Source organism: Ferrovibrio sp. GW821-FHT12F09 (genome assembly GCF_058806775.1).
Map to the genome: position 1 here is coordinate 1,656,620 of NZ_JBXAPZ010000001.1, position 12,450 is coordinate 1,669,069.

The window sequence follows — 12,450 nt, forward strand, 5'->3', positions numbered from 1 at the left end:
CATGACGACCGCGCGCCGTTTCACCGGCGATACGCTGGTGATCGCCACCCACAATCAGGGCAAGCTGCGCGAGATCGCTGAACTGATCGCGCCCTTCAGGGTGCGCGCGGTCTCGGCCAGCGAATTGGGACTGCCCGAGCCGGACGAGACCGGAGATACCTATCTGGCCAATGCCGAGCTGAAGGCTCTGGCGGCCGTCCAGGCCGCCAATCTGCCGGCGCTGGCCGATGATTCCGGCATCAGCGTCGATGCGCTGGATGGCGCGCCGGGCATCTATTCCGCGCGCTGGGCCGGGGCGTCGAAGGATTTCGGCAAGGCGATGGAAAAGGTCTGGCAGGCCGTACAAGACAAGGGGGCGGAGCCGCCCTTCACCGCGCGCTTCGTCTCGGTGCTGACGCTGGCCTGGCCCGATGGCCATCGCGAAAGCTTCGAAGGCATCGTGCCGGGCCGCCTGGTCTGGCCGCCGCGCGGCAGCCATGGCTTCGGTTACGATCCGATGTTCGTGCCCGATGGCGAGACGCAGACCTTCGGCGAAATCCCGCATGCCGAAAAGCAGACCATGAGCCATCGGGCGCTGGCCTTCCGGCAGCTGATCGATGCCTGTTTCGGCTGAACCATCGGCAGTCAAAGTCCCACAGCGTGGCTTCGGCCTCTATGTGCACTGGCCCTTCTGCGTCTCGAAATGCCCCTATTGCGACTTCAACAGCCATGTGCGCGAGCAGGTGGATGCAAAGCGCTGGCAGGCCGCCTATCTGACCGAGCTGGATCACTATGCCGCGGCCGGCATCGGCGCCGGTGAAACGGTCACCTCGGTCTTTTTCGGCGGGGGCACACCATCGCTGATGCCGCCGGAGACGGCGGCGGCTATTCTGGAGCGGATCGCGGCGCGCTGGCGGCTGTCGGCCGATGCCGAAATCACGCTGGAGGCCAATCCGAATTCGGCCGAGGCCGGCAAGTTTGCCGGTTTTGCTGCGGCAGGCGTCAACCGTCTCTCCATCGGCGTGCAGAGCTTCGAGCCTGCGGCGCTGAAATTCCTCGGCCGCGCCCATGATGCCGGCGAAGCCCGCCGTGCGATCGAGGCAGCGCAGAAGGCGGTGCCGCGCTACAGCTTCGACCTGATCTACGGCCGGCCCGAACAGACCGAAGCGGCCTGGCGGGCTGAACTCACCGAGGCGCTGAAACTGGCCGGCGACCATCTCTCGCTCTACACGCTGACCATCGAGCCCAATACCGGCTTTGCCGGTGCGGTGGCGCGCGGTGTGCTGCATCCGATGGAAGCCGATACGCAGGCGGCGCTCTATGATGTGACGCAGGAGATCATGGAACAAGCCGGCCTGCCGGCTTACGAGATTTCCAATCATGCTCGCCCTGCGTCTGAAGGTATGGCGGGCGGCGAAAGCCGGCATAACCTGGTCTACTGGCGCAGTGGCAGCTATATCGGCGTCGGACCGGGCGCCCATGGCCGCATCCTGCAGGATGGGCGCTGGGCGGCGACGCAGACCAGGCGCAAGCCGGAAGCCTGGCTGGAGCAGGTGGAAGCGTCAGGTCATGGCCGCGAAAGCCAGGCGACCGTGGCCGCTGCCGAGCGCGCCGAAGAAGCGCTGATGATGGGCCTGCGCCTGGCCGAAGGCGTGTATGCGCAGAACTTCCGGGCTGCCACCGGACTCGATCTGGATACCGTAGTGCCGGCGCAGCGCTCGCGGCCGCTGGAACAGGCGGGCCTGCTGGAGCGGACGCCGGAGAAGATCGTTGCCACCAAAGATGGCCGCGCCGTGCTGGACGGGCTGCTGGCGAAGCTGTTGGCTTAAAGGATGAAGACGTGGATCCCACGGCTGTGCCGTGGGATGACGCTGGGGTTTTATAGTCGGTCATGCCACGCTTGCGTGTCATCCACGATTTACTCCCACAGGCTCAGCATATGGCCTTCGTTCGGCTTCACCTGGCCAGCAAGCGTTGCCCGGTAGACGGCCTCAACCGTGCTGATGCCGCTGCCGCGATGCACGGTGAGGCAGCGCTGCAGCAGCGGCACGAAATCGGTCCAGGCCGATGCCAGTTTCATATCAAGGCCGCCGCGGCCCCAGTCCTTGTTGCGCTTGACGATACGGTCGGGCGCGAAGAAGAAGATCGGCCGCGCGCCGGGCAGGTCCTTGCCGCCGGGCGGATTCAGTTCGCGATGCGACAGGCCGACGGCGCAGCTGTAGGTCAGGTCGTCGGCGTAATGCTCATGCATGGCGCGGCGCAGGTCGGCGCTGCCGGCGAAATCGACATAGACGGCCTTCTGACGCGGCAGGCTGGTGATCTGGTCATAGGTCACGACGGTGTCATAGCAGCCCAGGTCTTCGACGAAGGCCCGGTTGCCGGCCGAGGTCAGTCCGATCACCTGCACGGATTTGTGCTTGTGCAGCTGATGCGCCAGGCCGAAGGCGGTTTTCGCCGAGGCGCTGGACAGCACGACTGCTTCGGCGCCGAAGAAACCTTCATCGGCGAGGAAATCGTCGATCAGGAAGGACGTGATGAACAGGGGCCGCAGCAGGGCCTGCCAGGCATCGAAGGGCTCGGCAAAGGTCGGGTCGCTGGTCACCCGCATGTAGTGGTTATAGGCCGCCGGCAGCTTGGTGCGATGGGGGCTGGAGTCGAGGAAGGTGTTGTCGGTGATCTTGGCGGGCTGCAGCACCAGATGGCTGGCCATCGGGAAGTAGCCATAGATGCGTTCGTCCACCGCGATGCCCTCGGCATTGGAGGCGATCACATCGGCAAAGCCCCAGACCGGGATCATGCCCCATCGCGCGTCTTCAGTCGGGAAGAAGGCCCAGTAGGCCATTTTCTCGCCAAGCTCGGCATAGGTGATGTTGTTGGCGGTGAAGGCGAAGCTGTCGACCTTGAGCAGAATCTCACCCGGCTTCAGGTCGCTCTGCCGCAGGGTGCCGGTGGCGGTCTTCGTCTGGGTCAGGTCGGTTTTGTCGATCAAGACGCTGGTGACGGCAATACTGTCTTTCTGCGTGGCGGTCTGCGACATGCGATCCTCCCGTCTGATCGGCCCGGTTCTTTTCTGTTCTAGTCTATATATGGGCCGGCGACAGGATGGTGACAAGATGCCGGTTATTCGGCGGGCTGCCTTGCCCCAGCGTCATCGGTGCCATGGTCATCGGGCAGTTTGCCCAGCTTGCGGCTCGCCCAGGCGCCCAGATCGTCCAGATAGGTGAAGATCACCGGCGTGACCACCAGCGTGAGCAGGGTGGAGGAGATCAGGCCGCCGATCACCGCATGGGCCATGCCGGCGGTCTGCTTGGCGCCTTCGCCGACGGCAAAGGCCAGCGGCAGCATGCCGAAGATCATCGCCAGGGTGGTCATCATGATCGGGCGCAGGCGGATTTCGCCGGCTTCCAGGATGGCCTCCGTGCGCGCCATGCCCTCACGGCGGGCATGGTTGACGAAATCGATCAGCAGGATGGCGTTCTTGGTTACCAGGCCCATCAGCATGATGAAGCCGATGACGGCAAACATGCTGAAGGTGGAACCCCAGGCCCAGAGGCCGACGACAACACCGAACAACGACAGCGGCAGCGAGGCCATGATGGCGATAGGCTGCAGGAAGCTGGCGAACTGCGAGGCGAGGATCAGGTAGATCAGGATCACCGCCAGCAGCAGCGCGGCGGCGGCGTAGCCGGCCGATTCCTTCATGTCTTTGGAGGCGCCGCCGAACCAGAAGCGGTAGCCGGGTGGCAGGGTCAGCTCTTCCAGTTTGGCCTGGATCAGCCGGCTGACCTCGCCGACCGGACGGCCATCGGTGGTGGCGGTGAGCAGCACTTCGCGCGCCAGGTCGCGGCGGTTGATCTGGGTCGATCCGGTGGACGGCTGGATATGGACCACCTGCGACAGCGCCACCATCTTCGGATTGCCATCGGCATTCATCTGGCTGGAGGCGACATAGATGCGGGCGAGGTCGGGCATGCCGGTGCGGTCGTCACGCGGCAGGCGCACGAAGACGCTGTAGTCTTCCGAATCCGGCGCTTTCCAGGTGCCGGCTTCCTCGCCGGCCAGCAGCGGACGCAGCGTGGCGGCAATCGCTGTTGTGCTTACGCCGAGATCGGCGGCGAGCTGGCGGTCGACATCCAGCGCTACCGTGGGCTTGTTGGCCTTCAGGCTCGATTCCAGATCGACCACGCCGGGGACCGTGCGCATGATCGTCATGGCTTCCTGGGTCAGCCGGTCGAGTGTGGCGATATCCTGGCCCTTCAGCGCGATCATGATCGGTTTGTTGAGGCCGCCGCCCAGATTGGCCTGGCCGATATTGATGTTGTCGATGCCGGCGATGCGGGTCAGGCGTTCGCGGAAGTGCACCGCCATCTGCTGCGGTGATTTCGTGCGCTGGCTGATCGGCACGAAGCGGACATAGAGCGTGCCGACATTGCGCCGGGCGAAACCGCCGGCATTGATCGAGGCGAAGGAATAATCCACTTCGGGGAATTCCTTCAGGGCGTCCTGCGCCTGACGAATCTTGGCCTCGGTATAGTCGATGGCGGAGCCCGGCGGGGTGGTGATCTCGACCAGGATTTCCGAAAGATCCGGCTCGGGCAGGAATTCGGTGCCGATGGCGCCGGTGCGCAGGATGCCGATGGTGGCAATGAAGCTGAAAACGGCCAACAGCAGCACCAGCCAGCGCAGGCGCAGGCTCCAGGCCAGAATCCGGCGATAGACGCGGCCGAGCCAGTCCATGCCCCTGTCGACGAGGCCGACGGCGCGGCCGATGGGGCCGCGCTTGGCATTGGGCTGGCTGTCCGGGTCGTGCCAGACGCTGGACAGCATCGGATCGAGCGTGAAGGACACGAACAGCGAGATCAGCACGGCGACCGTCACCGTGATGCCGAACTGCAGGAAGAAGCGGCCGATGATGCCGTCCATGAAGGCGACCGGCAGGAAGACGGCGACGATGCAGAAGGTGGTGGCCAGCACCGCCAGGCCGATCTCGTTGGTGCCGTCGAGCGCAGCCTGGCGATGGCTTTTTCCCATGGCGACGTGACGCGTGATGTTTTCACGCACCACGATGGCGTCGTCGATCAGGATGCCGATGGCCAGCGACAGCGCCATCAGGGTCAGCTTGTTCAAAGTGAAGCCGGCGGCGTGCACGGCGGCCAGCGTGCCGATCACGGCAATCGGCAAGGTGAGGCCGGTGATAACGGTGCTGCGCCAGGAATTCAGGAACAGGAAGACGATCAGCACGGTGAGGATGGCGCCCTCGATCAGGGTGCGCTGCACGCCATTGACTGAAGAGAGGATGGCGCGGCTGTCGTCGCGCATAAACTGCAGCGAAACGTCTGACGGCAGGTCAGGCTGCAGCTCCTTCATCGCCTGCTTCAGGCCGGTGATGACCTCCAGCGTGTTGGAGCCCTGTACCTTGACGAAGCTGATCGCCAGCTGGCGGTCGCCGTTGAACAGCGCGACCGCTTCCTTTTCCTCGGAACCATCGTCGATCGTCGCGATGTCGCCGACGGTGACCGAGGTGTTGCCGCGGCGGGCCAGCACCAGTTCGCCCAGCCGGCGCGGATCGGCGACGCGGCCCTCGATCTGCACGACGAATTCGGTCTGCGGCCGGGTGAGCGTGCCGAGCGGAATCTGCTGGTTCTCGGCTTTCAGCACATTGACCAGCTGGTCCATGCCGACGCCATAGGCCTGCATCTTTTCCGGATTGGGCAGGATGTTGATGCGGCGCTTGAGACCGCCGACGATATAGGCCTGACCGACGCCGCGCACGGTCTGCAGGCGCTTGAGGATCACCTGATCGGCCAGCGTGGTCAGTTCGCGCAGGTCGCGGCGCTCGCTGCGGACGGTGATCGAGGCGACCGGCTGGTTATCGGGCGAGAAGCGCGAGATCTCGGGCATCTTGATTTCGTCGCGGAATCTCGGCGTCACCAGGGCGATCTTCTCACGCACATCCTGCGTCGCCGCGACGGCATTCACCGTCAGCTCAAATTCGATAATGACGGTGGAGCGACCCTCCAGCGAGCGCGAGGTCAGGGTGCGCACGCCGCTGATGGTGTTGACCGCATCCTCGATGGGGCGGCTGACTTCGCTTTCCACGCTTTCCGGCGTGGCGCCGGGATAACTGGTATTCACCAGCACGATGGGAAACTCGACATCGGGGAACTGCTCGACGCTGAGCTTGAAATAGGCGAACAGCCCCACCACCAGCAGGGACAGCATCATCATGGTGGCGAAAACAGGATTGTTGACGCTGATGCGGGTGAGCCACATGGCGGTGGGTCCTTACCGGCCAGCGATACGGGCGGCGAGGCCGTCGCTCAAACGCAATCCGGGGGTCGCCACCACGGTTTCGCCGGCCTCCAGGCCCGACGCGATGCCGATGCGGCCTTCCGCGGTGCCGCTGATCGCCACAGTGACGGCGCGGCGCTGCAGCCTGTTGTCCTTCAGCACATAGACGACCGGCGCGCCGTTATCCTGGCGCAGGGCTTCCTGCGGGATCGCCACGGTCTGCGCGGCCTCGACCAGCACGGCCTCGCCGCTGCCGAACATGCCGCCGCGCAGCACGTGGTCGGGATTGGCCAGCAGGATGAAGACCGGGATCGAGCGCGAGCCGGTCTGCGCTGTCGGATTGATACGGTCGATCTGGCCGGTGAAGCTGCGGTCGCCGAAGCCCTCGACGCGGATCGAGACCTTCTGGCCGATCTTCAGCTGCGGCACGTCGCGCGCCGGCACCATGGCTTCCACTTCCATGGTGTCGAGATCGGCGATGGCGAACAGCTTGGCATCCACGGCGACGCGCTCGCCCGGATTGACCAGGCGGTCGCCCACCAGGCCATCGATGGGGGCGTAAATGGCGGCATCGCCCAGCGCCTTGCGCGCCATGGCGAGCTGCTGCTCCAGCGCCGCGACATTGGCGCGGGCATTGCGCCAGGCGTTCTCGGCCTCGTCCATCGCGGTCTGCGACTTCACGCCGCGCTGCAGCAGGGTCTCGGCCTTTTCGCGATTGATCTGGGCCAGATTGAGCGCCGAGCGGGCGCTGTCGAGATTGCTCTGCTTCTCGCGCAGCTTGGCGCCGACATCGGCGGTATCGAGACGGGCCAGCAGCTGGCCTTTCTTCACACGCTCGCCGCGCCGCACGGTGATCTCGTTGACGACAGCGGCGACTTCGGCGCGCACGAGGCTCTGGTTGAGCGGCTGCAGGCTGCCGCTGAAGCGCACCACCTGGCGCAGATCGGCGCGGGTGGCCTGCACCAGATCGGCCGGCGAGAATTCCAGGCCGTCGAATTTCGCGGTTTCGGTTGTGGCGACTGCCCGGGCTGCCTGGCGGCCTTTGAGCACATAGAGACCGCCTCCGGCCACCACGGCCAGAACCAGGATCGAGACACCGATCTTGACGACGCGTTTCATGCTGTAATCCCCCGCCCGGCCACCCTGTGCTGCCAGGCAGAGCCGTATATATAAGTACGGACGAACCGCGTCCAATCCTGCAATAGTTACCTTTAGGTAACTGTGATATTAATCACAGAGGTCCCACTGACCCTCACGGTTTACACCATCGGCCATTCCAACCAGACCGCAGCGCAGTTCGTGGCCCTGCTGCAGCGGCATGGCATCCGCCTGCTGGCCGATATCCGTTCCGCACCGGCCTCGCGGTTCGCCCCGCAGTTCAACCGCGCCGCCCTGGAGCGCAGCCTGGACGATGCCGGTATCGGCTATCGCTGGCTGGGCGCAGCGCTGGGTGGGAAACCGCGGGCGGCCGAGCCGGTCTTTGCTCACGGGATCGGCGACCTGCTTGCACTGGCCGGTGTGCAGCCGGTGGCGATGATGTGCGCGGAGCGCGACCCGCGCCAGTGCCATCGTACCCATCTGGTGACGCCGGCGCTGCAGCAGCAGGGCGCGACGGTCGCCCATATTCTGGGCGACGGCAGCCTGCTGCCGCATGATGCGCTGCAACAGCCGCCGAAACAGGGCAGCCTGTTCTGATCTTCGCTTGACGCGGCAGTAACGCATACGCAGACTTCCCGCATAAAAATTACATAACGGGAGGACGTCATGCAGTATCGCAGCATCTTTTATGCTGGCGCAGTCGCCGGCTTGGCCGTTTTCGCCGGCGCCGCCAACGCCCAGACCTACAAGCTGATGACTGGCCCGCAGGGCGGCGTCTGGGTGCCGATGGGTGGCACCTTCAAGGCAATGTTCGAAAAAGCGCTACCGGGCAGCACGATCCAGACCCTGCCGGGTGCTGGTATCGCCAATGTGAAGGGCATTGAGGAAAACAAGGTCGAATTCGGCTTCGGTAACTCGACCTCCACGGTGGATGCCATCGAGGGCCGCGCACCCTTCGACAAGAAGGCGAGCAATGTCTGCCAGATCGCCAATCTCTATCCGCAGTATTTCCAGATCGTCGCACTGGCCGACTCCAAGGTCGACAAGGTCGCCGATATGAAGGGTAAGACGATTGCCGTGCAGACCAAGGGCAATACGGCCGAAGCCATCTCGGCCGATATCCTGAAGGCGAACAGCCTGGCCTACAGCGACATGGGCAAGGTCAACTTCATGGCCTCGTATAACGATGCGGCGGCCCTGCTGCAGGACGGCCATGCCCAGGTCTTTACGCTGGGCACCACGATCCCCGCCTCGTCGGTGATGGATCTGGCCTCGTCGCGCGGCATCAAGATGGTGCCGGTGACGGATGCGGAAGTGGCGGCGATGAAGAAGATCAATGCCGGCTATGTGAAGGGTACGATTCCCGCCAACACGTACCCCAAGCAGGACAAGGATGTACCGGCGATTGCCTATTCGGCACATTTCATCGCCTCGTGTAAGCTGCCCGAGGACAAGGTCTATGCCGTGACCAAGGCGATGGCGACGCAGATGGGCGACATGGTGGCGGTGAACAAGGCGATGTCACGCATGACGGTGAAGGACATGGCCGAGGATATCGGCGTGCCCTTCCATCCGGGTGCGGCGAAGTATTACCGCGAAGTCGGCGCGCTGAAGTAAGCGCTCCAAAGGAGAGTAACCGTGATCAGTTGAGGCGACTGACCGGCGTTGTCCCGTCGGAGAAACGGGCGGCGCCGGTACTTTTTTAAGATTTTGGGGGAGCGTTATCATGGAAGGCAGGACCCTGATCGGGCGGATTGTGGCGCCCATCGGCGTGACGATGGCGTTGTACCATATGTGGGTCATCGCCATGGGGCCGCCGCAGGCGCTGATCTTCCGTGGCACCCACCTGGCCTTCGCCCTGGCGCTGATTTACCTGCTGTATCCCTTTGCTGCAGGTAATGACGGGCGCCGCCGTTTTGTCTGGCTCGATGCTTTGTTGTTTGCCGGCGCGGCGCTGGGCCTGGGTCACCTGTTCCTCGATTACGACTACTTCATCAACCGCATTATCTATATCGACGATCTCAAGCCGCTGGATATTCTCGCCGGTCTCAGCCTAGTGCTCGTGGTGCTGGATGCCACGCGCCGCGTGATTGGCTGGGCGCTGCCGATCACGGCGCTGATCTTCATGGGGCACGCGCTGTTCGTCACCCGGGTCGATCCACTGACGCTGTTGGACCAGCTTTACATGACCACCGAAGGCATCTTCGGTTCCACGCTGGCGGTTTCGGCATCCTATGTGACCATCTTCGTGGTATTCGGCAGCGTGATGGAGCGCACCGGCACCGGGAAGCTGTTCATGGATTTTGCGCTGGCGCTGACCGGCCGGCAGGCCGGCGGCCCCGGCAAAGTGTCGGTGGTTTCATCCTCGCTGTTCGGCACGATCTCGGGTTCGGCGGTGGCCAATGTGATGGTCGACGGGCCAATCACCATTCCATTGATGAAGCGTTCCGGTTTTACCAAGCATTTTGCGGCCGGCGTCGAAGCAGTGGCTTCCACCGGCGGCCAGATCATGCCGCCGATCATGGGTGCTGCCGCTTTCGTGATGGCCGAGTTCCTGGCGGTCAGCTATTTCCAGGTCACGGTCTGGGCCCTGATTCCCAGTATCCTCTATTACGTCGCCTGCTTCGGGGCCGTGCATTTCGAAGCCAAGCGCCAGGGCCTGCTCGGCCTGCCGTCCCATGAAGTGCCGCGCCTGCTGGCCGTGTTGCGTGAACGCGGCCATCTGTTCATCCCGGTCGCCATCATCCTTGGCGGTATGATTGCCGGCTATTCGGCGCCGATGTGCGCGCTGGCTGGCACGCTGGCCTGTTTCCCGGTAGCCCTGCTGCGGGCCGCCACGCGCCAGGAATTACGGTGGAGCCTGATCCCCGAGGCCCTGGAAGACGGGGCCCGCAACACGCTGGCAGTGGCGATGGCCTGCGCCTGTGCTGGCCTGGTGATCGGCTCGATCACGCTGACCGGGTTGGGTATCAGCTTCACCAACTGGCTGATCGGCCTGTCGCAGAACAGCCTGCTTCTGGCGCTGGTCTTGACCGCGGTAGCCGGCATCATCCTCGGCATGGGCATGCCGACCACACCGGCCTATATCGTCATGGTGTCGCTAATGGTGCCGGCGATCATGAAGCTGGGTGTCATCGAGCCGGCGGCACATATGTTCGCCTTCTATTTCGCGATCCTGTCGGCCATCACACCGCCGGTGGCGCTGGCGGTCTATGCAGCGGCCAGCCTGGCGAAAGCGGATCTATGGAAAGCCGGCTGGGCGGCGGTGAAGATCGGTGCCGCCGGTTTCATCGTACCCTTCATGTTCGTGTTCCAGCCGGCGCTGCTGATGATCGGCGACTGGCCCGAGATCATCCATGCCACGATTTCGGCCTGCATCGGCATTGCCATGCTGGCGGCCGGCCTGCACGGCTATTTCCGCACGCATCTGCGCAGCTATGAGCGCGTCATGATGATTGCCGGTGCGCTGGCGATGACTTTGGTGCCGGGCTGGATGGGCGATGCGGTTGGCGTGACGTTACTAGCTGCCCTGCTGGTTGGGCAGAAGCTGCTGCCCAACCAGGTGGTGCTGGCCAAATGATTACGGCCAGACCACTTTGCCGGGATTCAGGATGTTGTCGGGGTCGAAGGCGCGTTTGATCCTGCGCATCATCTCGATCTCGACCGGCGACTTGTAATGCACGATTTCGTCGATCTTCATGCGGCCGACGCCATGTTCGGCCGAGATCGAGCCCTGCATGCTTTGGACGATGTCATGCACGATGGTGTGTACGGCATCCCAATGCTTCAGGTATTCGAGCCGGTCCCAGCCAACAGGCTGCGAGGCATTGAAATGCACATTGCCATCGCCGATGTGGCCGAAGGCGACGACGCGGATACCCGGCAGATAGGCTTCCACCGCCTTTGATGCCTGTGCGATGAAGTCCGGCATTTTCGAAACCGGCACCGAGATGTCGCATTTGATCGAACCACCTTCGGGCTTCTGCGAACTCGACAGCAGTTCGCGGATTTTCCAGAAGGCAGCCCGCTGGCTGTCGGATTGCGCAATCGCGGCATCCAGAACCAGGCCTTTCTCGAAGCCTTCAGCCAGCAGGGCTTCCATGGTCTCGCCAATATTGCCGTCATCGCGGCCGGACGAGAATTCCATCAGCACATACCAGGGATGCCGCTCGGACACGGGATCGACGGTGCCGGGATTGTGCTTGAGCGCAAAATCCAGTGACAGGCGCGAGATCAGTTCGAAGCCCGTTACCTGGCCGCCGGTGGCGGCTTTCGACAGCGCCAGCAGTTCGATGGCCGCCGCCGGGCTCGGAATTGCCGTAAAGGCCGTGGCCATCGCCTTGGGCAGCGGGTGCAGCTTCAGCACGGCGGCTGTGATGATGCCCAGTGTCCCTTCGCCGCCGATGAACAGGTCCTTCAGGTCGTAACCGGTATTGTCCTTGCGCAGGCCGCGCAGGCCGTTCCAGATCTGGCCATCGGCCAGAACGACCTCCAGGCCGAGCGCCAGTTCGCGCGTGTTGCCGTAGCGCAGCACGGCATTGCCGCCGGCATTGGTGGAAAGGTTGCCGCCGATGGTGCAGCTGCCTTCCGAACCGATCGAGAGCGGGAACAGGCGGTCGGCCTCGCGGGCGGCCTGCTGCACCTGCTGCAGGATGCAGCCGGCTTCCACCGTGATGGTGTCGTTCAGCGGGTCGATGGCGATGATCTTGTTCATGCGCTGCAGCGACAGGATGATCTCGTCGTTGCTCATGAACGGAATGTTGCCGCCGACCAGACCGGTATTGCCGCCCTGTGGCACCAGCTTGGTCCCGGTCTCGCGGGCCAGTCTGATGATGGCGGACACTTCTTCGGTATTGGCGGGGCGCAGCAGCATCGGCGAATTGCCGACATAGAGATCGCGCTGCTCGCGCAGATGCGGGGCCAGCACATCGGGATCCGTGACCCAGCCCTTGGGGCCGACAAGAGCCTTGAAGCGGTCGAGCAGGGCGGATGGCAGCGGCGTGACAATCGGTGCGTTCATGGCCGCAACCCTAGCGCAATGACAGAAGATCGCAATATTCCGGCCAGCGGGAGATGCTATTC

At 63.8% G+C, this 12,450-nt stretch carries 9 protein-coding genes; 5 read left to right on the forward strand and 4 right to left on the reverse strand.

Features of this window, described 5'->3' with window-relative positions; all coding sequences use genetic code 11:
• The first annotated feature begins 1 nt into the window (after window position 1).
• Both rdgB and hemW read left to right on the forward strand, forming a co-directional pair.
• Window positions 2-613 (forward strand): RdgB/HAM1 family non-canonical purine NTP pyrophosphatase, encoded by a 612-nt coding sequence (rdgB, locus tag AC1ROB_RS08230; RefSeq protein ID WP_492971682.1) that lies wholly within the window; start codon window positions 2-4, stop codon window positions 611-613.
• Window positions 597-1,808 (forward strand): radical SAM family heme chaperone HemW, encoded by a 1,212-nt coding sequence (gene hemW / locus AC1ROB_RS08235; RefSeq protein WP_492971681.1) that lies wholly within the window; start codon window positions 597-599, stop codon window positions 1,806-1,808. Before rdgB ends, hemW begins: the two co-directional genes overlap by 17 nt.
• Window positions 1,809-1,897: 89 nt before the next feature.
• Here the strand turns inward: hemW and AC1ROB_RS08240 are convergent, their stop codons facing one another.
• The 3 genes from AC1ROB_RS08240 to AC1ROB_RS08250 all read right to left on the reverse strand — a co-directional run bounded on the left by AC1ROB_RS08240 (window position 1,898) and on the right by AC1ROB_RS08250 (window position 7,389).
• On the reverse strand, window positions 1,898-3,016 hold the full coding sequence (locus tag AC1ROB_RS08240) for a DUF2855 family protein (protein WP_492971680.1): 1,119 nt from the start codon (window positions 3,014-3,016) through the stop codon (window positions 1,898-1,900).
• 83 nt (window positions 3,017-3,099) lie between these two features.
• Window positions 3,100-6,252, reverse strand: a complete 3,153-nt coding sequence (locus tag AC1ROB_RS08245; protein ID WP_492971679.1) for an efflux RND transporter permease subunit — start codon at window positions 6,250-6,252, stop codon at window positions 3,100-3,102.
• 12 nt (window positions 6,253-6,264) lie between these two features.
• On the reverse strand, window positions 6,265-7,389 hold the full coding sequence (locus tag AC1ROB_RS08250) for an efflux RND transporter periplasmic adaptor subunit (RefSeq protein WP_492971678.1): 1,125 nt from the start codon (window positions 7,387-7,389) through the stop codon (window positions 6,265-6,267).
• Between the two features lie 102 nt (window positions 7,390-7,491).
• Here AC1ROB_RS08250 and AC1ROB_RS08255 point away from each other — a divergent pair, with 102 nt between their 5' ends.
• From AC1ROB_RS08255 to AC1ROB_RS08265, 3 genes are all read left to right on the forward strand, one after another.
• On the forward strand, window positions 7,492-7,965 hold the full coding sequence (locus AC1ROB_RS08255) for a DUF488 domain-containing protein (RefSeq protein WP_492971677.1): 474 nt from the start codon (window positions 7,492-7,494) through the stop codon (window positions 7,963-7,965).
• A 69-nt stretch (window positions 7,966-8,034) separates the two neighbouring features.
• Window positions 8,035-8,985, forward strand: a complete 951-nt coding sequence (locus tag AC1ROB_RS08260) for a TAXI family TRAP transporter solute-binding subunit (protein ID WP_492971676.1) — start codon at window positions 8,035-8,037, stop codon at window positions 8,983-8,985.
• Window positions 8,986-9,094: 109 nt separating this feature from the next.
• The gene (locus AC1ROB_RS08265) at window positions 9,095-10,948 is read left to right on the forward strand and encodes a TRAP transporter permease (protein WP_492971675.1); all 1,854 of its coding nucleotides are present in this window, start codon (window positions 9,095-9,097) and stop codon (window positions 10,946-10,948) included.
• On the opposite strand, the gene AC1ROB_RS08270 is transcribed toward AC1ROB_RS08265, so the two are convergent.
• Window positions 10,949-12,388 carry an FAD-binding oxidoreductase gene (locus tag AC1ROB_RS08270; protein WP_492971674.1) on the reverse strand — a complete coding sequence of 480 codons (1,440 nt, stop codon included), beginning with the start codon at window positions 12,386-12,388 and terminating at the stop codon, window positions 10,949-10,951.
• Window positions 12,389-12,450: the final 62 nt, after the last annotated feature.